Genomic DNA, 24,038 nt, shown 5'->3' on the forward strand with positions numbered 1-24,038 from the left:
TGTGCAAAATTACTGATTTCTATACAGATTTACCCAGATTTGCACAGATTATTTTAATCCTCCCGAAATCATTCTTAAAGAAATTCCACTTGGTCCTGAAAGCTTTGTGTTTCGATTTTATCAAGTACTGATGAGACAAGTGATGGACAGTCTCGTTTTCTTGAAAATCTGTGTCATCCGTGCCGTTTGCATCCGGAAAGTTCTCCTTCTGAGACCTTCATTCTTTATTGAGACAAGCTTTAGAAATCGAGGGGAGAGGCAGTGCTTGCATTCGGAGCGCGAATGCGCATTACACCGGCCAGGGTGGGGGCAATGCGCTCTATGCTGACAGGTGTGCGGATGGTTTCCGCTTTTATGCCACTGCCCAGCAGGATAAGGGGGGCAGGGATATTGGCTTTGCGCACCACACGATTATCGGTATTGTTTTCCTGCATCACGGTCCAACCCGGCAGTACATCAATGGTCAAGTCGCCGGAACGCTTGCGATGGAAGCCGTTGCGGATGCGCTCTATCTGTGGCGACCAAGAGCCTAACAGCAGGCGGTGAGCCGAATACACCTCGTTTATACCGCTGAACTGTACTAAAAACTCGGCAGCCTTTCCCTGAATCTCTGCCAGGCTCAGTTGCTTACTCTCTATCAGTTTATGGTTGAGGTAGATTTGCCGGTCGTAATAAGCTTCCACATACCGGCCTTCGCCGTAGGTAGCCATAAGGAACATGTTCAGCAACGTGGCGCATCGGTTCAAGTGGAACTCTCCGCCCGGTGTACGATAGATGCCCGGGTCGGCGTCTTCGGCATCGGCATAGCCCGTAGAGGTGATACAAAAAAGCACGTTGTGCAATCCCACCTTGCGGTCGATGATCTCAAGCAGAGCAGCTATGCTTCTGTCCAGCCGGACGTAGGTATCCTGCATCTCCGTGGCACACTCTTGCACGCTTCGGCGATTGTAGTTTCCGGCGTAGTAGGTCAGCGAAAGCAGGTCGGGTACTTCGTCTTGCCCCACGGTGCTTTTGTTCAGCAGTTCTTCGGTCAGCAAGTTCACTTCCTCGTTGATGAAGGGAGTGGTGAGCAGCCGTCGGAACTTATTGCTCCGTTCGCTGTCCGGTTTATATTTAAAAGGCTCGTCTCGCCATTCGGGTAAGAAAGTATAGTAAGCAAAAGGAAGTGCAGGCGTCCACACCATGTCCTTGATGCGGAAGTCGGGCGATTTGCGTTCGTTGTATAGGCTCAGCCACCACGGGAACTCACTGTAATAGGTCGTACTGCACCATTTTCCCGTGTTTTTGTTAAGCCAAAAAGCACCGTTTCCAGCATGGCCTGCTCCCAATATGGCGGCATCGCTGAAGGGTGCTATGGCATAGACCAGTCCTTTGTTCCGGGTGGCTATTCTCAATTCGTCGGCAATAGTAGATGCCAGCAATCGTGATGGGGAGGTACTTTCGTCCGTGTAGTTGCCCATGAAGTCGGGATCTTCCACGCAGTTCACGGGGCGTAGCGTATGGGCATCCAGCCAGTTTTCGGCAATGATGCCGTTCATGGAAGGCGTTGTACCGGTATAGATGGCGGCTATGGCCGATGCCCGATCGATTCCGTTGAAAGCGAATTCTGCCTGACGGAACACTTTGCCTTCGCGTAGCAGGCGTTTGAATCCTTTTTCCCCATATAAGGACGAGAAAGCTTCCATATAGTCCGTGCGCAGTTGGTCAACGGTGAGCGTCACCACCAGTTTGGGGGTGGCAGGCTGCGGTTGGGCTTGCAGGCCACCGAATGTTAGCGCAAGTATGGAGGTTATCAGTCCTTTTTTCATTTCTTTTTATATGTCAAAAAGAGGTTGCTTCCTGAGCGTATTAGCAAACACAGTGCCAAAGGTAATACTGTCAGCGGGAATTCTTGAGGAATTATTACCCAAAGGGCTATAAAAAGAGTTAAAACAATGAAATTAGCCCGCATATAGCGGCTTGCCTTCTTTCTTTTTACCCGAATCAGCATAGAGGGAAGACAGAGCAAGTGCAGCGGATGAAACACGAACAGCAGGTAGTTGGGGCTTACTGCCGGATGTTGCGAGAAGAGAGCCAGAAAAGCCAATATACAGCCCGCCGTACCTGCTGCCGCGAAGAGTATAAGGTCTATCCCCCACAAGGATTTCCGCCTGCTTACTCCCCATAGGGTGACGCTTGCCACCACCGTCAGCAACAGCAGAGCCGCCTGCATGGGTGTGATGCCCCCGGTGCGGAAGTCGGCAGGAGTTTTTCCTGTCAGCACGATTTTCTTTTCCGATGCCACCAACGGTCGTGCTCGTCCTTGCCGGTCCGTGATCTGCGCTTTGCTGATGTGCTCTTGCAGATAGAAAGGGACGAACATCATTTCTCTTCTGCTGATAGGTTTATCGGCCTTGCTGCCCATGCACAAGTCCATGCCGAAACGTGCCCACGGATGTCCTTCGCTGTATTTATGCAGCAAATCGCGGAAGCTGATTCCGGTGTTGCTGTCGGTCATGTTTTCGGCATACCGCAAAGTGCCGTCTATGGCATGCTCTATTTGGTCGCGTGGACGGGTGGCGCAGTTGTCGTAAAAGAAATTGTAGAGATACATGCGGTTTTCCGGTTTGTAATTCTCCTGAAGCCGTCGGAAGAGGTGCTCTTTTTCACCGTATGTCAGGTTCAGCGTCTGTTGCCATACGTCACGTCCTAAAGCGGTGTACTCGTTGGCAAAATACCGATATTCCGTCACTCCTAATTGATAATACGTATCTCCCAAGGCAAAACGAAAGGTGAAATTGGGAGTATTGAAATCAAACACCCCGTAATTGAACACGACGTCCACGCCCCGTGTGAAGTTCTCATAGCGGATAGCAGTATGACCGAAGAGGTAATATATCTCTCCGCCAGCGGCACATGTCAGCAGGCTGATGCGAGTGGAATCTTCGGGGGCATTGTTCTCGGTCGTTGTTGCTTGCAGGGTGGCAACGGGCAGGAGAAGAGCGACGAAGACGAAGCGGAGGAGAATGGAGGAAAAATGTTTCATACCTGTTCTCGTAATATCTCAATAAAACTATTCTTTGGTAATATGGGCGCAAAGATAGTCTTTTTTAGGCGTTTGCGGGTGGGGAAGTCTCCTTTTTTTGGTTATTAATACGTATTCGGAATAAGAAAATGGTAATCTCGCTTATTTTTTGTAATCTTATAGTTATAAATCAATTTAGAGAACAAACCGGATACATCGCTCGCAACTCTGCACTTCATCGTCCGCAACTCCGCACTTCGTCATCCGTAAGCCCGCACTTCAGCTTCCGTAAGCCCGCACTTCATCGTCTGCAATCTCACACCTCGCACCCGTTGCGCCCTCACGTTACGACGCATGCGGTGTGGTGTTCCTCCACCTCCTCCACCTTAATCCACCTCCTCCGCCTTAAGAGGAGGAATTATATGGAGGAGGTATTTTCTATTCTCTTCTTCTCTATTCTTCTCTTCTCTCGCGCGCGAGAGGGGAGATCCGCGCGATAACTCGCTAATAAGCTGCATGTTATCCTGCTTTTTACCGCTTTCCGGACTGCTTGCCGGCAGGCAGTCGGCAGGCAGTCGGCTACAAGTTCGTCCGAAGTCGCCGCGTAAGCTTCGGACACTTCCGCAGCAGCGGCAGGAGAAGTTGCCGCCTGAAAATCCCCGTCCTCTTCTACAAGCGGGCTTGCTTCTTCGACAGCCGACCCTGCCTCTTCGACAACCGGCGCTGTCTCTTCGGGCATCGGCCCTGTTTCTTCGGCAACCTTCATACTTTCCGTCATCGCCTCCTCTTCTTCCGCTCCTCTTTTGGAGTTGTTCCGGAAAAACTTATCCCGAACCGACCTATTAATTCATGTCGCACCGTATGACAGTAGTTTTATTCTTTAACAGGATTGAATTATTACACCTAATCCTGTTTCTTTTTAAAGTAAAAGTGTATATTTGTAGCATCTTTTCCTTATGTTTTAATACTATTATTAATTGAACGATGGCCTTTAATCTGAGTGATTTCAATCAATTCTTCAGGGAATATCAACAACGCTTTGTCCACTTTGTCGTTACTTATGTGCACGATGAAGCTGTTGCCGAAGACATTGTCATCGAATCCATGATGTATTATTGGGAAAACAAGGGACGCCTTGCTGCCGACACTAATATTCCGGCCTATGTGCTGACTGCCATTAAACATAAGTGCATCGATCACCTGCGTCGCCGGCGGCTTCACCAAGAGATTTCGGACGAGTTATCCCGCCTGTATGCCTGGGACCTGTCTAACCGCATCCTGTCATTGGAAGATCTGGAACCCGATGAGATTTTCACCCATGAGATACAGGAAATAGTGGACAAGGCACTGTCTGCCCTGTCCGAACAGACACGGCGTATCTTCGTCATGAGCCGTTATGAAAACAAATCTCATAAAGAAATAGCCGAATCACTGGGAATAACCACCAAAGGAGTGGAATTTCACATATCGAAAGCCACCAAGGTGTTGCGTCTTGCCTTGAAGGACTATCTGCCCGCCGCGCTGCTTTTTTTCTATCTTCATTAAAAAAACGGTTTTTCCGCTAGGGGAGTTTCTTTTCCATCCGCTATTACCATAGATACGCAAAATAAGAAGTATTTATGGATAAGGATATATTATATCGTTTTTTCGAAGGCTATGCCTCTGTGGAAGAAATGAAGCAGGTGGAGGAATGGGCCGAGGCTTCCGATGAGAACCGCAAGCAGTTCTTGCGTGAACGCAAGTTGTTTAACGTCATGATTCTGGCAGGCAGGCCGCAACGGGACGATGTGTGGAAAACGAAGAATAAGAGGCTGCACCGCTTTATCGGCGAATTTCTGAAAATAGCCTCTGTGATTGCGATAACGGTGAGTGTGACGGCTGCCTTGTTTTCAATAGGAAAAGATAGCGATGAAGTAAATATGAACATGCAGACCATCACCGTACCGGCCGGCCAGCGTGTGAACCTGGATTTGCCCGACGGTTCCAACGTATGGCTGAATGCCGGTACCCGCATGCAGTATCCCACCGCCTTTATGAAAGGAAAACGTGAAGTGGTGCTGGACGGAGAGGCTTACTTTGAAGTAACGCGCCATGAGAAAAGTCCGTTTGTGGTGCATACCTCTGTGATGGATGTGGAAGTGCTGGGCACAAAATTCAATGTGGAGGCTTATTCAAAACGCAAGGTGTTCGAGACTTCTCTGATGGAGGGGAAGGTGAGGGTGAAGTCTCCTTTGAACGAGAAAGCCTCCATCGTCCTTTCACCTCATTATAAGACGACGTTGAAGGATGGCAAGCTGGTTGTGAGCCGGATAGAAGACTATAATGTGTATCGATGGAAGGAAGGATTATATTGCTTCAAGAATAAGTCTTTTGCCGAAATTATGAGAGATTTGGAACGGTATTATGACTTGAGGATACAGATGGACAACTCCGCTGTTTCCGGAGTGATGCTGACAGGCAAGTTCCGCATATCCGACGGTCCGGACTATGCGTTGCGTGTGCTGCAAAATGATGTGTCTTTCAGCTATCGAAGAGGTAAAGAAAATGATATCATTTATATAAAGTAAAGAATCTATTAACCACCTAAAACCGGAGAATAGCCTATGGAACAATACTGTTGAAAAACAAAGGCCGGCGGATGTTTGCCCCATCCGTCGGCCGGGACTAATACAATTTTTTAATCAATCGTATCAATAACTCATTTGCAAAGATATGAAAAATACTCTTTTGCCGGATTTTTATTGCCTTGAAAATCCGAAATCAAAACATTTATTTAGAATCATGCGAATATCGATATTCTTATTGTTCTTTTGTCTGTTCAGCCTGACGGCCGGGAACAGTCGTTCACAAAACGCAAGGGTGACCATAAACAGTAGTAATACCCGTTTGGAATCCATTTTGAATGAGATAGAGACTCAAACGGATTATCTTTTCATATACAAGGAAGACGTAAACGTGAAGACACGTAAAAGCATACAGGTGAACGGCAAGCCTGTGTCGGAGGTGTTGCCGCTGTTGCTGGCCGGCTCTTCCATCGGCTACAAAATGGAGGGGAATCATATAATCCTTACTCGTAACGCTGCGTTAGCGGCACAACAGCAGAGAGTGACGGGAGTGGTGATCGATGCCTCGGGCGAACCGCTGATAGGTGTCACTGTGAGGTTGAAAGGGGGCACGCAAGGTGCGGTGACGGATATGGACGGAAGATTCTCGCTACCTGCCGGGGTGGGAGACGTGATTGTGGTGAGCTATATAGGATATGTCTCGCAGGAGATAAGACTGAAAGATATGAAATTGCTTCGCGTCACGATGAGGGAAGATGTGGAACTGCTGGATGAAGTGGTGGTGATAGGTTACGGTTCCGTTTCGAAGAAGGAACTGACCAGTGCCGTCTCTCACGTATCGGCTAAGGATATGTTACAGATTGCTAACGGTAACCCTGCCATGAAAATTCAAGGAAAGGTTGCAGGTGTGAATATCGATAATACGGCTTCGGCGGATCCTAATAGCAGAGCGAACATACAAATTCGCGGGGTGTCTTCACGTACTGCCGGTTTAGGCCCTCTAATTGTCATCGACGGTATCCCCGGCGGAAGTCTTGACAATGTGAATGAAAACGATATTGAGTCCATCGATGTGTTGAAAGACGGTGCGGCTTCGGCCATCTATGGAACTCGCGGATCTAACGGTGTAATTGTCATTACCACAAAGAAAGGCTCTGTCGATGGCAATATCCATACGTTCTATTCGGGATTTGTGAATGTTGCAACTCCGATTACAGAGCTGGAAGTCCTGGATGTGGATGAGTTTAGAAAATATAGTCGCGGAAATGACTATGGAGCCGATACCAATTGGTTTGACGAAATTACAAAAGTGGGTATATCTCATAGTCATACTTTACAGGTGACCGGGGGGAACTCGAAGAATAATTATAAAGGTACGGTGGATGTAAAAAACTCTGAAGGAATCGATTTACGGTCTTCTAAAAAAGAAATAGGCGCACGTCTCAGTTTGAACCATACCGCTAAGTCTGAACTATATAATATAGTATTGAATGTGGCTCCGCGAACAATAGATTATGACCATGCGGATTATAGCGTTTTCTGGACTGCTTTGACTGTAAATCCCACTATTCCCGTGATGGATCCCAAAGAACCCAATAAGTATTATAAACTGACGGGGTGGGATACTTACAATCCTGTAGAGACGCTGAAATTGGAAGATCATGGCGGTAAGAGCAAGATCTTAAACTGGGACGGGACCTTTAAATTGAATTTATTCCCTTTGTTGTGTCGGAATAAATCTCATTATCTCAGCACACAGATAACTTTGGCCCAGCAAATTATGGATTATGATAAATTCTTTTTCCGTCCTTCGACTTCTACTCGTGCGGAGCAGAAAGGTTTTAAAGGAGAAGCCAGCAAAAGTTATGATAAACACGAACAGGAGTCTTTAGAGTGGTTGGTGAACTATATGTTCGATAAAAACAACCATCACCTGAAGTTGATGGGAGGATATTCTTATCAATATTTCGTAAACTCCGGTTTTAATGCGGAAAACAAGAATTTCGCTTCGGATCTGTTGTCATATAACAACCTTGGCGCAGGCTCTTATAATAGTGCGGCAATCGGGCGTTTGGGCATGGGGTCGTATAAGAATGATTCAAAACTGATAGCATTCTTCGGGCGTATCAGTTATAATTGGTCCGATAAATATTTCGCTACTTTTTCATTGCGCCGTGAAGGTTCTTCTAAATTCGGTATAAATAATAAGTGGGGATCTTTTCCGGCTGCATCGGCGGGGTGGAGAATTAGTGAGGAAAAATTTATGAAGAATCTTAAATGGATTGATGAATTGAAAATCAGGGGAGATTATGGCGTGACGGGTAATCAGGATTTCGACAGTTACCAGTCTTTGGCTACAATGGGAAGTTATGATTTGAATTTTTATAAAGGACGATATATCCGAGGATGGTCGTTTAATTCTAATCCTAATCCTGACATAAAATGGGAGAAAGGTAAAAATTGGAACGTAGGCGTTGATTTTGTCTTTTTTAATCATCGTTTGACGGGAAGCATGAATTATTATTCGAGAAGGCAATCCGACTTGTTGGGCAGCTATAATGTATCTCTTCCTCCCAATGGCTCTCCCACCACTTTTGTGAATGTAGGTACGATGAAGAATTCCGGTTGGGAGATTGATTTAAATTGGCATGCGGTCAAGACCGGGAAATTTGATTATACAGTCGGATTTGTCGGAGCTACATCCAATAATCGTTTTGTCTCTTTTTCCAATCAGATGCATAAAGGACAGTCTTTTTATTGGATGAGTTCATTTCCCACTTATCCGGGCGACCCGGGACCGGTGCAGCGTATCGAGGAAGGAGAACGTATCGGTAATTTCTACACGTTTGAATATGCAGGCGTCAATGATGAAGGTCAATGGTTGATTCGTTCCAAAACCGGCGATGTCATTCCTATCGATAAAGGTACCGATGAGGATAAGCATGTGGCAGGAAACGGATTACCCAAATTTACGATGTCGATGACTCATGCTTTCAAATATAAGAACTTTGATATGAGTTTGTTCTTTCGTGGTAATTTCGGTTTTCAGATTTATGATACCCATAATCTGTATTATGGTCTGCAATCGGCGGCACCTAACACAAATGTTTTAAAATCGGCATATAAAGAAAATATAGCCGTTACTACAGGAAAAAATGTGCATAGTGATTATTTTGTGCATAATGGTAACTTTTTAAAGTTGGATGTAGCCACATTAGGATATAATTATAACGTAAATTCGAAGTGGGTGGAAAAAGTACGTATTTATTTCACGGCGCGTAATTTATTCACCATTAGCGGATATAAAGGATTGGACATGGATGCATTTGCCGTAAACGGAATGGAGCCGGGAGTGTCTGCCAACAAAATAAGTTACTATCCTTCTTCGCGGCAATTTTTATTGGGTGTTCAAATCGACTTTTAATTTATTGCATTATGAAAAGAAAAAGTTTAAAACAAATATTGGTTTGCTTAGGCATTTTTGTGATAACCGGTTGTACCGATTTGTCCGAAACCACTTATAGCATTATCCCTCAAGATGAATTTTATCGAACGCGGGAGAATGTGCTTCAAAGTTTTGTCCGGCCTTTCGGACATGCGTATTGGCTGTGCTCCAGAAGTTCTTACTTGTTCGGCGAACTTTCTGCAGATCAATATATGATAGTACAGAGAGAAGAACATTGGTATGATGGAGGGGCTTATTTCCGCCTTCATTATCATACTTGGACCATTGACGACTGGTTTGTTAATAATATGTGGAAAGATACTTATCGGGGCATCATTCAGTGTAATTCGGTGATAGCTGATTTCTTGAAATTGAATCCTGCTCGTTTAGGGTATTCAGAACAAGAATTCAATGATTTTATATCACAACAAAGGGTGTTGCGGGCATGGATGTATATGACGCTTTTTGATTTAATGCATAATATTCCGCTTGTAACACAATATCCAAGTCAAGAGTTGCCTTTTCAATCTACTCCTGAAGAAACTTTTGCTTTCCTTGAAAAAGAACTTTTGGAAGCTCTTCCGACTTTGAGCGTCAAATCGGAAAGTGGAGGAAATGGACCGGATCAAGGATTATGGAATCAGGCCGGAGCGGCAGCATTGTTAGCCCGGCTCTATATGAATGCCTGCTGGTGGATCGATGAAGATAAAAGCGCTGAATGTGAGAAAATTTGTGAAGATATCATCAATGGCAAATATGGTTACTATAAAATAGCTGACAGATGGGATGCTCCTTTTGATTGGGATAATGATAAATGCGATGAGGTGATTTATGCATTTGCCAGCTCTTATGGAGGAGCCCATTGGGCATATACGGGAAATATGCATTGGTATGTGGCTCCTTTCATGTCAGCACTGTATTTTGGTTTTACAGACTGGGGGAGATGTAATCCTAAGTATGCATTGCAACCGGGACTGGATTTGAAAGGAAAGGAATATACGTTTGATAATGGGAAACCTGTACGTAAATTTATGAACTATCCGGATGATGTGCGTTTGAAAAAATATCGAAATTTGGAAAACGGAAAACGAGAAGGATTATTTTTGTATGGAACGTTGGATTATTCTACTGCGGATGGAAAAACAAAATATGTGCGTTCGGATAATGATGCTTATCAGTTGTATATTCGAGACCAAGTAGGCATCTTTCAGGATACGGATACACTAAGTGTCTCACCTGCGCCTTCCAGCGGTAAAGAGACTCCTGAATCGGCTATGCCTTATGGTGACCAAAATTCGGGATGGTGTTTGATTAAGTATCCTATTTACAGGTCGGATGATCCTGCAAAAATAGAATCTGATTACACCGTGATTCGTCTGGCAGAAATTTATTATTACTTGGCGGAAATAAAATTTAATAAAGGAGATCGCGCTTCTGCCGCAAAATTGCTTAATACCGTAAGAAAGAGGTATTATCCGGAAGGGTCTCCCAGTTTATATAACGAAGATGGTAGCCAAATTACCAAACAAGAGTTATTGGATGAATGGGGACGAGAATTTATTGGTGAAGGACAACGAAGGCGTGTCTTATGCCGATTCGGAGTTTATAATTCCGGGACTTGGTGGGATAAAAAACCGGATGCGGATAAACACACCATGTGGATTCCTCTTTCACGTACTGTTCTTCAAACGAACCCTAACCTGAAGCAGAATCCCGGCTATCCTACTATTAATTAAATAAGAGATTATCCAATTTTAGTTGAATTTAAAATGGAAAGAAGAAGTATGAAAAGATTCTTGAAAAAGATATTGCTGGTTAGCGGCTTGGCAATAAGTATGTCTGATTTGTATGCTCAATCTTATACATGGTTTTGCAGTACGGAAAACGATGTATGGAAAGAGACGAAAATAAAGCTGCAATCGAAGAGTGAAACGACTCCCGTTTTGAAGGTTCTCGGAACAGAAAGTATACAAATATTTAAAAAATGGGGGACATGTTTTAATGAATTGGGATGGGATGCCCTTAATCTGTTATCTCTTGAACAACAGAATGTCGTTTTAAATAAGCTGTTCTCACCCGATGGGGAATTGCATTTCACTATGGGACGTATACCGATGAATGCTAATGACTATGCTCGTGATTGGTATAGCTGTGATGAGGTCGATGGCGATTTTCAATTGAAATATTTTAATGTTGATCGTGATAAAAAAACGATTATACCTTTCATAAGAAGAGCGCTGCATTATAATCCGAATATGACTTTCTGGGCTTCTCCATGGTCACCTCCTTCTTGGATGAAAGTAAATCATTATTATTCGATTCTTAGTAACGATAAAGTGAATAAGATGTCTCCTTTATCTAATATTATTCTTCATGAAAACAATACAGAGAGGAATGATGCTTATTATCCGAGGAGACTTGCCGTAAATGACTACTTTATTCAAGATCCACGTTACTTGAAAACCTATGCAGATTATTTTTGTAAATTCATTTCTGCTTATCGAGATGAAAATGTTCCTGTGACAAGGGTGATGTTCCAAAATGAGCCATGGGCGTTTACCATATACCCCGGTTGTGCATGGACTCCGGAAGGCATCATTCGTTTTAATGTTGAATATTTAGCTCCGGAATTAAAAAAACAGCATCCCGATGTCTCTCTTTACCTGGGAACACTTAACACCAATCGTTTTGAAGTTGTTGATAAGATTCTCTCCGATCCTCGCATGCATGAAACGGTTGACGGTTTGGGATTTCAATGGTGGGGTGGACAGATTTTGCCCGGCATTCGTAAAAAATATCCTCAGTATAAATATATGCAAACAGAAAATGAATGCGGTTCGGGTACTTTTGACTGGAAAGCGGCGGAGCATACGTTTGATTTGATAAATCATTATTTGGGAAATGGTTGTGAAGAGTATACTTTTTGGAATGCGATATTGTGTGATGAGGGTACAAGTGCATGGGGATGGAAACAAAATGCACTGATTCATGTCAATTCTAAAACCGGTGCTGTAACTTATACTCCGGAATATTATGCTGTGAGGCATTTTAGTGATAAAGTAGTTTCGGGCACAAAGGTGTTGCAGTACAAAGAAAAAGGTGATGATAAATTACCCGCCATGGTTTTTCTAACTTCAGATAATAAATATTTGGTAGTAGCGGGTAACTTTAATGATGAACCACGGGAATTGACAATACAATTAGGAGCTAAATTTTTAATTGTAACTTTAAAACCGCATTCGTTTAATTCCTTCTATATGAAATAATTCGGGATAGGCAGTTCCTTCTTCTAAAGATGAGGGACTGCATCCTATCGGTCGGATATTTCCTGAATGCACCGGTTTGCAGTGGTTAGGCAGAAGAGAGCCTTTTACGCCGAGCGCCCTCCCCCCTGTTTGACAGCTGCAAGCCTTTGTCATGACAGACGCAAATGTTCAAGCCGACAGACACAAGTTCCTGACGTGACAGACACAGGTGTTTGAGCCGTCAGACACTTGTGTCTGACAGGGTAGGGGTAAACGTCTGATAAACAATGGGCTTTAACTCTAAAATACAAGTCTCAGTGTGAGTTTATCGACCAGCTTCTTATCCCGACTCAGGTAAGAATCTGTAGTTTGCTTATAGTGTGTCAGATTAACTTGTCATGGTTAATTCTGACACTCTCTATTGTTAAAGGGCACGGCCAACCACGACATTCAGAATCTGGCGCAAAAAGATATTCTGCGAGAAGACATCCCGGAAGCCAAGCATCCTGCTTACTCTATCTGTTGCCGTGCAAAAGATTCCGGTATCGCAAACCTTTTTTCGGATATCTGCATTGTCGAAGAAAACAAAGAGTTCTCTGATTTCCCTTGTTTATACACCTCGAATTAAAAAAACAGCCTCCAGAATGATGAGGGGTAGTGATATTGATTATATCTTTGTACACTGAAGATAAGGAGCTGTGCTGTGAATCTGATTATCGATATAGGAAATACGGTGGCTAAAATGGCGGCATTCAACGGTAAGGAGATTGTCGAGGTGGTGTATGACTCCAATTGCACATTGGAGCACCTGCCCGTTTTTTGTAGTAAATATCCGTTTGAGAAGGCTGTCGTGGCTACTGTCATTGACGTGGACAGACAGGTGCACGAACGCTTGGACAAACTGTCCTTCCCGGTGCTGTGGCTTGATGAAAAAACCTTACTCCCGGTGGAGAACCTCTACGATACGCCCCACACCTTGGGTTACGACCGCATAGCCGCCGTGGTGGGCGCCAACGAGCAATATCCCGGCAGGGACATATTGGTGGTGGATGCTGGTACCTGCATCACCTACGAGTTTATCGATGCGGCAGCACGCTACCATGGAGGGAACATTTCGCCCGGCATGCAGATGCGTTTCAAGGCGCTTCACCGGTTCACTGCCCGATTGCCTTTGGTGTCTGCCGAGGGGGCTTTGCCTCCGATGGGCAAAGATACCGATACCGCCATCCGTGCAGGAGTGCTGAAAGGAATAGAATACGAAATAGCCGGCTACATAAAGGCTATGAAGTATAAATATCCTGAACTTTTGGTTTTTTTAACGGGCGGGGATGATTTTTCTTTTGATACAAACTTAAAAAATATCATCTTTGCAGACAGATTTTTAGTATTGAAAGGATTAAATAGAATTTTAAACTATAATAATGGCAAGCTATAAACAAACACCTTTGGTGCTTTTGCTCATGATATTATCCGGAGCGACAGTCGCTCAAAATAATACGAATTCTCCCTATACGCGATACGGATACGGACAGCTGGCGGAACATGGTTCAGGCAACAGCAGGGCTATGGGGGGCGTTGCTTATGGTTTGCGCGATAATTCACAGGTCAACTTTGCCAATCCGGCATCTTATACGGCCGTGGATTCGCTGACTTTCATTTTCGATGGAGGGGTTTCTTTCCAGAATGTGAATTTCGGTATCGGAAGTGTGAAACGGAATGCCAAGAATTCCAGCTTCGACTATATCACGATGCAGTTCCGCGCCGGTAAGTGGGCTGCCGTTAGCTTGGGATTATTACCCTATTCGAACGTGGGATACAACATGGGAGAATATCGCGAGAATACGGAGTATCCCGACAATTCCAACTCTGTGACCTATTCGGGTGAAGGCGGTTTGCATCAGTTGTTCTTGGGAGCAGGCTTTAAAGTCCTTAAGAACTTTTCCGTGGGTGCCAATGTTTCCTATTTTTGGGGAGACATAACGAGAACCTCGGAGATGAATTTTACATCCGCTTCGTCCGTGTTTCCCTATAAGAAGCAGCTGAATGTGGCGATAAAAAGTTATAAGATTGACTTGGGAGCGCAATATACCCATCGGTTTGGAAAGAAGCATGTCGCCACTTTGGGAGTGGTCTTCTCGCCGAAGCAGGATTTGAATAACGATGCTTACAGGGTGACTCAATTGGGTAACTCCACCACCGGGGTGAGTACTACCACGAAAGATACCCTTCTCACTTGCGGCCTTCCGGCAAGTTTGGGCGTGGGTGTGACGTATGTGTACGACGGACGGCTGACACTGGGTATGGACCTGCTGACCCAAAAGTGGAGCGATGTGACTTTTATGAATGACTGTTCGGCACTTTGCGACCGTACAAGATTGTCGGTCGGTGCAGAATATCTGCCCAATCCTGTGGGAAGAAGTTATCTCTCTCATGTGAAGTACCGGTTGGGAGCTTACTACTCCAAACCTTACTATAAGATAGATGGTGTACGTGCTGCCGATGAATATGGCGTGACAGCCGGCTTCGGATTGCCTATACCGCGAACACGTTCTATGCTGAGCCTTTCGGCACAATATGCGAGGGTGAATGGCTCCCGTGCGGAATTCTTGAATGAAAACGTGTTGCGTGTTTCCGTCGGAGTCACTTTCAATGAACGCTGGTTCTTTAAACGGAAGGTGAATTAATGGGAATGAAGGTTTTTGATTATAATAACGACTAAAAATTAGAATACAATGAAAATGAAGACGCTTGTAGCTGTCTTGCTCCTTTCGGGTGGAGTGACCGGCGCTTTTGCACAGACAGACAATTGCAAAGCTCAGAGCAGTATCTCGCACGAGGCTGTAAGAGCGGGAAATTTTAAAGATGCGTATGCTCCATGTATGGAGGTGCTGAAGAATTGCCCGACGTTGAGATTTTATACCTATTTGGATGCTATTAAAATTTTGAGAGCTTTTCTTGGCGACATTAAAGACCGTAATTCTGCGGACTACAAGAAATATTTCGACGAACTGATGCAGGTCTATGATCAGGAATTACAGTATTTACCGGACCTCAACAGAAGTCTAAAGACTCCGATGAGTCCTGCTAAGGAATTGGGTAAGAAAGCTATCGATTATATTCAATATGCTGCGAATCCGGATAACGAACAAGCTTACAAATGGTTGAAGGAAGCCGTCCAGGGAACAGCCGATGATCCGGATGGCGCCATTCTTCACTATTTCTTGGAAACGTCCATGAACAAAGTGAAAGCCGATAGTAATCATACCGATTTGTTCTTCCAAGACTACATCGATGCCTCCAAATCAGCCGACGATGCGATTGCCGCTGAAACGAACGAACAGAAGAAAGCTGTGCTGCAGACCATCAAGGACAATCTGGTGGCTATGTTCGTGCAAAGTGGCGTTGCTGACTGCGAATCTTTGCAAAATATCTATGGTCCGAAAGTGGAAGAGTATAAGACCGACTCTGCTTTCCTGGCTAAGACCGTTGCCATCTTGAAGATGATGAAGTGTAACGAAAGCGAGGTTTATTTCAAGGCTTCCGATTATCTGTATCGAGTTAACCCGACGGCCGATGCAGCCGTAGGTGTGGCTTATATGTATTACAAGAAAGGCGATTATAACGTGGCCGTGAAATACTTCGATGAAGCGCTGGATATGGAAACGGATAATGGAAGAAAGGCTGAAATGGCTTATCTCACAGCAGCTTCCTTGATGCAGGCCAAGAGATTGTCACAATCGAGAATGTATTGCCAGAAAGCGATCAGCTATAAGGAGAATTATGGTGAACCTTATATCCTGTTGGCACAGCTGTATGCTTCTAACCCGAATTGGAATGATGAGCCGGCTTTGAATAAGTGTACTTATTTCTTGGCAATAGATAAGCTACAGAGGGCTAAGGCAGTGGATCCTTCCGTTGCCGAAAGAGCCAATGAATTGATCGCTTCTTTCTCACGCCACACACCTCAGGCCAAAGACCTCTTCATGTTGGGGTATAAGGCCGGTGATCGTATCACCATCGGTGGGTGGATAGGTGAGACTACAACTATCAGATAAAATCATGTTGTTTCGTTTCGTAAGCGCGATCTATTATAGATTTTTTAGCATAACCATTGTCCTTGGGGCGATGGTTATGTTTCTTTTATTTTCGGCTTGTTCGCACAGGGAGAAGGCATTGGGTAAGGCCATTACCGAACGCGATTCTTTGCCTATACTCGATACTCGCGGTGTGACTTCGCTCATTTCCGATTCAGGCGTGACACGCTATCGTATCCATACGGAAGAGTGGCTGGTCTTCGACCGTAAAGATCCTCCTCACTGGGCTTTTGAAAGAGGGGTGTATCTGGAGAAATTCGACTCCATTTTTCAAGTGGAAGCCAGCATCAAAGCCGATACGGCCTACTACTATAATAAAGATGAATTATGGAAACTGATGGGGCACGTAGACATCAAGAACCTGAAAGGCGAACGTTTCTCCACTGAATTGCTGTATTGGAATCAACGGGAGCAGAGAATTTATTCCGACAGGTTTATCCGTATAGAACAGCCGGACAGAATCATCACCGGGCGTGGATTTGAGTCAAATCAGCAGATGACTGTCTATAAGATCCATAAGCCGGAAGGCGTCTTTTATATTGACGAAGAGGCATTGGCAGGGGACAGCCTGCAAACCGATAGCATAAACTGAAAAGATACAAAGATGGATACCGTCATTTTTTTATTGATCACAATGGCTTTCTCGGCTTTCTTTTCGGGAATGGAGATTGCCTTTGTCTCTGTGGATAAGCTTCGCTTTGAAATGGAAAAGAAATCAGGCGTCACTTCAGGCATCATCTCTTATTTCCTGCGCAATCCCAACAACTTCATTTCAACCATGTTGGTCGGTAACAACATTGCGCTCGTCATCTACGGTATCCTGATGGCACAGATTATAGAGGTGAATCTGCTGGCAGGTATCATCTCCAACCATTTTGTCATGGTGCTGGTGCAGACCATTATCTCTACGCTTATTATCTTGGTGACGGGAGAATTCCTTCCCAAGGCCTTGTTCAAGATTAACCCCAACCTGATGCTGCGCTTCTGCGCGCTTCCTCTCTTTGTTTGCTACGTTGTCTTGTTCCCCGTCTCGAAACTGGCTTCCGGATTATCATATCTGTTCCTGCGGTTGTTCGGGGTGAAGATAAACAAGGAAGCTTCCGATAAGGCTTTCGGCAAAGTGGATCTGGACTACTTCATACAGACGAGCATAGAGAATGCCGGCAATGAAGAGGAGCTGGATACGGAAGTAAAAATTTTTCAGAATGCGCTGGACTTCTCTAATATAAAGATACGCGACTGCATTGTGCCGCGTACGGAAGTGGTGGCGGTGGATCGCACTGCGCAGCTGGAAGAGCTGAAGAACCTTTTTGTTGAGTCGGGTATCTCGAAGATCATCGTATATGATGGGAATATAGATAATGTGGTAGGCTATATCCATTCGTCGGAAATGTTTCGGAATCCGACAGATTGGAGAAATAATATCAAGGAAATGCCTATCGTTCCCGAGACCATGTCGGCGCATAAGCTGATGAAACTGTTTATGCAGCAGAAAAGGACCATTGCCGTGGTGGTGGATGAGTTTGGCGGTACGGCAGGTATTGTCTCGCTGGAAGATTTGGTGGAAGAAATATTCGGGGACATCGAGGATGAGCACGACAATTCTTCTTATATCTGCAAGCAGATTTCTGAGCATGAGTATGTGCTCTCGGCACGGTTGGAAATAGAAAAAGTGAATGAAACATTCGGTTTGGACTTACCCGAATCGGATGAGTATCTGACGGTGGGCGGATTGATCTTGAGTCGCTATCAGAGCTTCCCGAAACTGCATGAGGTGATTGCCGTGGATAACTATCTGTTCAAAATAATCAAAGTCACGGCTACGAAAATAGAATTGGTAAAGCTGAAAGTCGTGGAATAATTCCGTATAAGCGTATTTTTTTACGCAATAAATAGATGTATATTAGCATTTTTTGTATCTTCGTGCGCTAAAAAGGAATTGGATAGAGAATAATAATAAACAAATAAATCATACTAACTAAAATGGCAACATTACAAAACATTCGGTCAAAAGGACCTTTATTGGTGATTGTTATTGGTTTGGCGCTGTTTGCTTTCATTGCAGGCGATGCTTGGAAAGTACTTCAGCCACACCAGTCGCAAGATGTAGGTGAGGTGAACGGAGAGAGCATTTCTGCTCAGGATTATCAGGCATTGGTAGAAGAGTACACGGAAGTGATTAAGTTTTCCAGTGGCAACAGCGCATTGAACGATGAACAGACCAATCAGATCAAGGATGAGGTGTGGAGAACATACATCAATAATAAACTGATTGAGAGAGAAGCCAAAAAACTGGGACTGACCGTGACAAAAGCAGAAGTTCAGGCCATCATCGATGCCGGCGTGCACCCGATGCTGCAACAAACACCTTTTCGCAATCCGCAAACCGGAGTATTCGACAAAGATATGCTGAAGAAATTTTTGGTGGATTATTCCAAGATGGACAAGGCGCAGATGCCTTCTCAGTATGTGGAATATTATGAGTCGATGTATAAATTTTGGTCTTTCCTCGAAAAGTCACTTATACAAGGTCGTTTGCAGGAGAAATATCAGGCTTTGATCACGAAATCTCTGTTCTCTAATCCGGTGGAAGCACAGGGTGCATTCGATGCCAGAGTAAATCAGGCGGATTTGCTGTTGGCTGCCGTGCCTTATTCTTCCATTGTTGATTCTACTATTGTGGTGAAGGATGCCGATCTGAAGGCTGCTTATGACAAAAAGAAAGAACAATTCAAGCAATATACCGAAACCCGTAACATCAAGTTCATCGACGTGCAGGTTACTGCAAGTGCTGAGGACAAGGCCGCTCTCCAGAAAGAAATGGAGGAATATACGGAACAGCTTGCCGGTACTCCGACAGATTATGCTTCCTTTATCCGCTCTACCGGTTCGGAGGTTTCCTACGCTGACTTATTCTACACTACACGTTCTTTGCCGGCTGACGTGGTTGCTCGTCTGGATTCTGTTTCAGTAGGCGGTGTATTTGGCCCATATTATAATGTAGAAGACAATACCATCAACTCTTTCAAGAAGTTGGCTTTTGCCTCTATGCCGGACTCTATTGAGTTCCGCCAGATTCAGGTGGTTGCCGAAGATGCTGCGAAGACTAAGACATTGGCCGACAGCATTTACAACGCCATTAAAGGTGGTGCCGATTTTGCAGAGGTTGCCAAAAAGTATGGTCAGACCGGTGAGCCTGCATGGATTTCTTCAACTAACTATGAAGGTGCTCAAGTAGAGGGTGATAACCTGAAATATATCATTGCAGTCACTACTTTGGCACAGAATGAATTGACTAATCTGACCTTGGGGCAAGCAAATGTTATTTTGCAGGTGACTGCCAAAAAAGCAGTGAAAGATAAATATAAAGTAGCTGTTATCAAGCGTCCGGTGGACTTCAGCAAGGAGACTTATAGTAAGGCTTACAATGAGTTCAGCCAATTCATAGCAGCCAATAACACGTTGGAGAAGATGGTTGCCAATGCGGAAGATGCAGGATACAAATTGCTGGACAGAACCGATCTATATAGCTCGGAGCACGGAATAGATGGTGTGAGAGGAACCAAAGATGCATTGAAGTGGGCATTTGAAGCCAAAGCCGGTGAGGTTTCAGGACTGTATGAGTGTGGCGAAAGCGACCGCATGATGGTGGTAGGTGTGGCAAGCATTGTACCGGAAGGCTATCGTCCATTGGCTTTGGTAAAAGAACAACTGAGAGCTGAAATCCTCCGTGATAAGAAAGCTGAGAAGATCATGGCCGACATGAAGGCTGCCAATGCCGTTTCATTCGACCAATATAAGAACCTGACGAACGCTGTCAGCGACTCTGTGAAGCATGTTACTTTCGGTGCTCCTGCTTATGTTGCAGCTCTTCGCAGCAGTGAGCCGTTGGTAAGTGCTTATGCCTCGGTAGCCGAACTGAATAAGTTGAGCGCCCCCATCAAGGGTAATGGCGGCGTTTTCGTTCTGCAGGCTTATGCAAAAGAAAAGCAGAATGAAACCTTTAACAAGGAGACAGAAGAGGTTGCCTTGAAGAATATGCATGCACGTATGGCAAGCCAATTCATCAATGACTTGTATTTGAAGGCAGAAGTTAAGGATAAACGCTACTTGTTCTTCTAAAACAAGTAGAAATCTGATAGGCTCAGAGGCGCTGCAACGCATCTCGAACCTCTATAGGCATGGATTTCACGGAGTGCACGGATGGGTTATATAACAACCGTGTGGTTTCATGAAATCCGTGCCTTTTTCCATTTGCTCCATTGAATTTATGTAACTTTATTGCTACCTTTGCATTGTCAGAGGAATATTTGTGTCTTTGCGACAGGTCGGGCATTCCGGTGGGAGAAGTGGACGTTCTCTTATATGAAGCTTGTTGTTTTTCGGCGGGAAGTTCCTCTTAATAAAAAACTACAAAATGCAGAAACGACCTTTATTGGGGCTGACCCTGGCTGAATTACAAAACGTGGTGAAGAATCTGGGGATGCCTGGTTTTTCGGCCAAGCAGATAGCTTCTTGGCTGTACGATAAGAAAGTGACTTCCATCGATGATATGAGCAATCTTTCGTTGAAGCATCGCGGGTTGTTGAAGGAGATTTATGAGGTTGGTGCCGAAGCTCCGATGGATGCCATGCGCTCGGTAGATGGTACGGTGAAATATCTCTATCGGACGGGGGAGGAACATTTTGTGGAAGCGGTTTATATTCCTGAAGAAGATCGTGCCACACTTTGTGTCTCCTCTCAAGTGGGATGCAAGATGAACTGTAAGTTCTGCATGACAGGTAAGCAAGGATTCGCTGCCAATCTAACTGCCCATCAGATTATCAATCAAATCAGTTCTTTGCCCGAAAGAGAGAAGCTGACTAATGTGGTGATGATGGGAATGGGCGAACCGCTTGATAATCTGGATGAGGTACTGAAAGCACTGGAGGTTATGACCGCCTCCTATGGGTATGGATGGAGTCCTAAACGTATCACCCTCTCTTCCGTGGGATTGCGGAAAGGATTGAAGCGCTTTATAGAAGAATCCGACTGTCATTTGGCCATCAGTCTGCATTCGCCCGTGCCTCTACAGCGCAGGGATCTGATGCCTGCCGAAAAGGCTTTCTCCATCACGGAGATTGTGGAGTTGCTAAGAAACTATGATTTCAGTAAGCAACGCAGGCTATCTTTCGAGTACATTGTCTTTAAAGGAGTGAACGACTCACTGACATATGCCAAGGAATTGCTGAAGTTGTTGCGTGGGGTAGATTGTAGGATTAATCTGATCCGTTTCCATGCCATACCGGGTGTGGATCTCGAAGGAGCCGATATGGAAACGATGACTGCTTTCCGCGATTATCTGACGTCGCACGGATTGTTCACCACCATACGCTCTTCGCGCGGTGAAGATATTTTTGCGGCGTGTGGTATGCTTTCTACTGCCAAGCAAGAGGAGAATAAGGGCAAATTAATATAAATTATTAGCTTTGGTAGAAAGGATATTGTGCATTCTTCTTAGCTTTGTGAAAACTAAATTGACAGAGATATGAAAAAACACCTGTTTTATGTAAGTATGGCTCTTGTGTTGATGCTTTTTGCTGCATGCGGAAAGGACAAGAAGGGAGTGTTTACACCAACTTCCAGTGGTCGTGCGTATGAAGTTCTGGTGGTAGTCAACGCTGGATTGTGGGAACGTCCTGCCGGTAGAGCCTTGTTCGATGTGCTTGATTCGGATGTACCCGGATTGCCGCAGTCGGAACGTTCATTCCGTATCATGTATACCGATCCGGCTAATTATGATGCTACGTTGAAAATGATTCGCAACATCATCGTTGTAGATGTGAACAAAAGCCAGTACACTCAGCCCAAATTCAAGTCGGCAAAGAACGTCTATGCTGCTCCGCAATCTATCCTAACTATTCAGGCGCCTGATGAACCGTCGTTTGCCCAATTCGTGGAAGAGAACAGTCAGGTCATCATCGACTTCTTTACCCATGCGGAAATGAACCGGCAGATTTCGGTCTTGGAGGATAAACATAGTGACTATATCTCTACAAAGGTGAAAAGCATGTTCGATTGCGATGTGTGGGTTCCCGGCGAACTGACCTCTACCAAGCAGGGTGAGGGCTTCTTCTGGGCAGGAACGAATGCAGCTACCGGTGACCAGAACTTCGTAATTTATTCTTATCCTTATACGGATAAAGAGACGTTTACCAAGGAGTATTTTGTGCACAAACGCGATTCTGTGATGAAAGCCAATATCCCGGGTGCCAGAGAAGGAATGTATATGATGACGGATTCCTTGATGACCGATGTGCGTCCCATCAGCGTGCAGGGTGAATATGCGCTGGAAGCTCGTGGCTTATGGCGTGTGAAAGGTGATTTCATGGGTGGCCCTTTTGTCTCTCATACACGCTTGGATAAAGCCAATCAGCGCATCATTGTGTCGGAGATCTTTATCTACTCACCTGATAAACTGAAACGGAATTTGGTTCGTCAGATGGAAGCTTCACTCTATACGCTGAAGTTGCCCGGTAGCAAGCAGGAAGGAATGGCTATTCAACTCAACACGGTTTCGAAAGATACAATAAACAATAAGTAATAAAAATGGAAGATAACAAAATAAGAGTCGGCATTACGCAGGGCGACATCAACGGAGTGGGGTATGAGGTTATTTTGAAGACTTTTGCAGAACCTGCCATGTTGGAGTTGTGTACTCCCATTATCTACGGTTCACCCAAGGTGGCAGCCTACCATCGTAAATCATTGGATTTGCCCACTAACTTCAGCATAGTCAACTCTGCATCCGAAGCCATTCATAATCGGTTGAGTGTAGTGAACTGTACCGATGATGAGGTGAAGGTGGAGTTTTCCAAACCCGACCCCGAAGCCGGTAAGGCTGCGCTGGGAGCATTGGAAAAAGCCATCGAGGAATATGAAAAGGGCTTGATAGACGTGCTTGTCACTGCTCCTATCAATAAACATACCATTCAGTCGGAGGAATTCGCTTTTCCCGGACATACGGAATACATCGAACAAAAACTGGGAAATGGTGAAAAGGCGCTGATGATTTTGATGAAAGATGATTTCAGAATCGCATTGGTGACCGGACATCTGCCGGTGAAAGAGATTGCTGCGACTATCACGAAGGAGTTGATAGAGGAGAAACTGAGGATTTTCAATCACTCCTTGAAGCGTGATTTTGCCCTTGACGCACCTCGTATTGCTGTCCTGTCGCTTAATCCGCATGCAGGAGATAATGGTTTGTTGGGAACTGAGGAGCAGGAAGTGATAATTCCCGCCATTCGTGAGATGGCTGCTCAGGGTGTGCTTTGTTATGGGCCTTATCCGGCAGACGGATTCATGGGCTCGGATAATTATACTCATTTCGATGGCATTTTGGCAATGTATCACGATCAGGGATTGGCTCCATTCAAGGCATTAGCAATGGACGAAGGGGTGAATTATACGGCGGGATTGCCGGTGGTGCGCACTTCGCCGGCTCATGGCACGGCGTATGATATTGCCGGAAAAGGGCTTGCCTCAGAAGATTCATTTCGACAGGCCATCTATGTGGCGATAGATGTATTTCGCAACCGTGTACGTGAGAGTGCGACGCGTGCCAATCCGTTGCGCAAGCAATATTACGAGAAACGTGATGACAGTGACAAGCTGAAGCTTGATAGTGTAGAAGAGGATTTATAG

General features: G+C 44.9%; 17 protein-coding genes. 14 read left to right on the forward strand and 3 right to left on the reverse strand.

All coding sequences use genetic code 11. The annotated features are described in order from the left end of the window. Positions 1-239: 239 nt before the first annotated feature. From C3V43_RS00875 to C3V43_RS00885, 3 genes are all read right to left on the reverse strand, one after another. Positions 240-1,808 (reverse strand): alkaline phosphatase family protein, encoded by a 1,569-nt coding sequence (locus tag C3V43_RS00875; protein WP_106068201.1) that lies wholly within the window; start codon positions 1,806-1,808, stop codon positions 240-242. Beyond that, complete coding sequence (gene lnb / locus C3V43_RS00880; RefSeq protein ID WP_106068202.1) at positions 1,805-3,025, reverse strand: lipoprotein N-acyltransferase Lnb; 1,221 nt, start codon at positions 3,023-3,025, stop codon at positions 1,805-1,807. Before lnb ends, C3V43_RS00875 begins: the two co-directional genes overlap by 4 nt. Before the next feature lie 397 nt (positions 3,026-3,422). Next, positions 3,423-3,782 (reverse strand): hypothetical protein, encoded by a 360-nt coding sequence (locus tag C3V43_RS00885; protein ID WP_106068203.1) that lies wholly within the window; start codon positions 3,780-3,782, stop codon positions 3,423-3,425. Between the two features lie 206 nt (positions 3,783-3,988). Here C3V43_RS00885 and C3V43_RS00890 point away from each other — a divergent pair, with 206 nt between their 5' ends. The 14 genes from C3V43_RS00890 to pdxA all read left to right on the forward strand — a co-directional run bounded on the left by C3V43_RS00890 (position 3,989) and on the right by pdxA (position 24,038). Continuing rightward, positions 3,989-4,549, forward strand: a complete 561-nt coding sequence (locus C3V43_RS00890; protein ID WP_106068204.1) for an RNA polymerase sigma-70 factor — start codon at positions 3,989-3,991, stop codon at positions 4,547-4,549. 74 nt (positions 4,550-4,623) lie between these two features. Further along, positions 4,624-5,571 carry a FecR family protein gene (locus tag C3V43_RS00895; RefSeq protein ID WP_106068205.1) on the forward strand — a complete coding sequence of 316 codons (948 nt, stop codon included), beginning with the start codon at positions 4,624-4,626 and terminating at the stop codon, positions 5,569-5,571. A 214-nt stretch (positions 5,572-5,785) separates the two neighbouring features. Continuing rightward, positions 5,786-8,992 carry a SusC/RagA family TonB-linked outer membrane protein gene (locus tag C3V43_RS00900; protein ID WP_235655870.1) on the forward strand — a complete coding sequence of 1,069 codons (3,207 nt, stop codon included), beginning with the start codon at positions 5,786-5,788 and terminating at the stop codon, positions 8,990-8,992. Positions 8,993-9,003: 11 nt separating this feature from the next. After that, the gene (locus tag C3V43_RS00905; RefSeq protein ID WP_106068207.1) at positions 9,004-10,749 is read left to right on the forward strand and encodes a RagB/SusD family nutrient uptake outer membrane protein; all 1,746 of its coding nucleotides are present in this window, start codon (positions 9,004-9,006) and stop codon (positions 10,747-10,749) included. A 48-nt stretch (positions 10,750-10,797) separates the two neighbouring features. Continuing rightward, entirely contained in the window at positions 10,798-12,279 is a 1,482-nt protein-coding gene (locus C3V43_RS00910) for a glycoside hydrolase family 30 protein (protein WP_174704378.1), read from the forward strand. Between the two features lie 682 nt (positions 12,280-12,961). Next, the gene (locus tag C3V43_RS00920; protein ID WP_106068210.1) at positions 12,962-13,693 is read left to right on the forward strand and encodes a type III pantothenate kinase; all 732 of its coding nucleotides are present in this window, start codon (positions 12,962-12,964) and stop codon (positions 13,691-13,693) included. After that, positions 13,680-14,942 carry a BamG family beta-barrel-assembly machinery protein gene (locus C3V43_RS00925; protein ID WP_106068211.1) on the forward strand — a complete coding sequence of 421 codons (1,263 nt, stop codon included), beginning with the start codon at positions 13,680-13,682 and terminating at the stop codon, positions 14,940-14,942. Before C3V43_RS00920 ends, C3V43_RS00925 begins: the two co-directional genes overlap by 14 nt. A 48-nt stretch (positions 14,943-14,990) precedes the next feature. Then, positions 14,991-16,313: a tetratricopeptide repeat protein gene (locus C3V43_RS00930; protein WP_106068212.1), complete on the forward strand. Its 1,323-nt coding sequence runs from the start codon at positions 14,991-14,993 to the stop codon at positions 16,311-16,313. A gap of 4 nt (positions 16,314-16,317) precedes the next feature. Continuing rightward, positions 16,318-16,944 carry an LPS export ABC transporter periplasmic protein LptC gene (gene lptC / locus C3V43_RS00935; RefSeq protein WP_106068213.1) on the forward strand — a complete coding sequence of 209 codons (627 nt, stop codon included), beginning with the start codon at positions 16,318-16,320 and terminating at the stop codon, positions 16,942-16,944. A gap of 12 nt (positions 16,945-16,956) precedes the next feature. Continuing rightward, positions 16,957-18,213 carry a hemolysin family protein gene (locus tag C3V43_RS00940; RefSeq protein ID WP_106068214.1) on the forward strand — a complete coding sequence of 419 codons (1,257 nt, stop codon included), beginning with the start codon at positions 16,957-16,959 and terminating at the stop codon, positions 18,211-18,213. A 122-nt stretch (positions 18,214-18,335) separates the two neighbouring features. Then, on the forward strand, positions 18,336-20,474 hold the full coding sequence (locus C3V43_RS00945; protein WP_106068215.1) for a SurA N-terminal domain-containing protein: 2,139 nt from the start codon (positions 18,336-18,338) through the stop codon (positions 20,472-20,474). A 295-nt stretch (positions 20,475-20,769) separates the two neighbouring features. Beyond that, positions 20,770-21,810 carry a dual-specificity RNA methyltransferase RlmN gene (rlmN, locus tag C3V43_RS00950; protein ID WP_106068216.1) on the forward strand — a complete coding sequence of 347 codons (1,041 nt, stop codon included), beginning with the start codon at positions 20,770-20,772 and terminating at the stop codon, positions 21,808-21,810. 69 nt (positions 21,811-21,879) lie between these two features. Continuing rightward, complete coding sequence (locus C3V43_RS00955; protein WP_106068217.1) at positions 21,880-22,935, forward strand: DUF4837 family protein; 1,056 nt, start codon at positions 21,880-21,882, stop codon at positions 22,933-22,935. 5 nt (positions 22,936-22,940) lie between these two features. Further along, a complete protein-coding gene (gene pdxA / locus C3V43_RS00960; protein ID WP_106068218.1) occupies positions 22,941-24,038 on the forward strand; it encodes a 4-hydroxythreonine-4-phosphate dehydrogenase PdxA in 1,098 nt (365 codons plus the stop codon).

The sequence above is a fragment of the Prevotella heparinolytica genome (assembly GCF_002998535.1).
Classification (GTDB): domain Bacteria; phylum Bacteroidota; class Bacteroidia; order Bacteroidales; family Bacteroidaceae; genus Bacteroides; species Bacteroides heparinolyticus.

Excerpts from the sequence above, each read along its gene's own strand:
- C3V43_RS00875 (WP_106068201.1), bottom strand. The coding sequence starts at position 1,808 with ATGAAAAAAGGACTGATAACCTCCATACTTGCGCTAACATTCGGTGGC.
- lnb (WP_106068202.1), bottom strand. The coding sequence starts at position 3,025 with ATGAAACATTTTTCCTCCATTCTCCTCCGCTTCGTCTTCGTCGCTCTT.
- C3V43_RS00885 (WP_106068203.1), bottom strand. The coding sequence starts at position 3,782 with ATGACGGAAAGTATGAAGGTTGCCGAAGAAACAGGGCCGATGCCCGAA.
- C3V43_RS00890 (WP_106068204.1), top strand. The coding sequence starts at position 3,989 with ATGGCCTTTAATCTGAGTGATTTCAATCAATTCTTCAGGGAATATCAA.
- C3V43_RS00895 (WP_106068205.1), top strand. The coding sequence starts at position 4,624 with ATGGATAAGGATATATTATATCGTTTTTTCGAAGGCTATGCCTCTGTG.
- C3V43_RS00900 (WP_235655870.1), top strand. The coding sequence starts at position 5,786 with ATGCGAATATCGATATTCTTATTGTTCTTTTGTCTGTTCAGCCTGACG.
- C3V43_RS00905 (WP_106068207.1), top strand. The coding sequence starts at position 9,004 with ATGAAAAGAAAAAGTTTAAAACAAATATTGGTTTGCTTAGGCATTTTT.
- C3V43_RS00910 (WP_174704378.1), top strand. The coding sequence starts at position 10,798 with ATGAAAAGATTCTTGAAAAAGATATTGCTGGTTAGCGGCTTGGCAATA.
- C3V43_RS00925 (WP_106068211.1), top strand. The coding sequence starts at position 13,680 with ATGGCAAGCTATAAACAAACACCTTTGGTGCTTTTGCTCATGATATTA.
- C3V43_RS00930 (WP_106068212.1), top strand. The coding sequence starts at position 14,991 with ATGAAAATGAAGACGCTTGTAGCTGTCTTGCTCCTTTCGGGTGGAGTG.
- lptC (WP_106068213.1), top strand. The coding sequence starts at position 16,318 with ATGTTGTTTCGTTTCGTAAGCGCGATCTATTATAGATTTTTTAGCATA.
- C3V43_RS00940 (WP_106068214.1), top strand. The coding sequence starts at position 16,957 with ATGGATACCGTCATTTTTTTATTGATCACAATGGCTTTCTCGGCTTTC.
- C3V43_RS00945 (WP_106068215.1), top strand. The coding sequence starts at position 18,336 with ATGGCAACATTACAAAACATTCGGTCAAAAGGACCTTTATTGGTGATT.
- rlmN (WP_106068216.1), top strand. The coding sequence starts at position 20,770 with ATGCAGAAACGACCTTTATTGGGGCTGACCCTGGCTGAATTACAAAAC.
- C3V43_RS00955 (WP_106068217.1), top strand. The coding sequence starts at position 21,880 with ATGAAAAAACACCTGTTTTATGTAAGTATGGCTCTTGTGTTGATGCTT.
- pdxA (WP_106068218.1), top strand. The coding sequence starts at position 22,941 with ATGGAAGATAACAAAATAAGAGTCGGCATTACGCAGGGCGACATCAAC.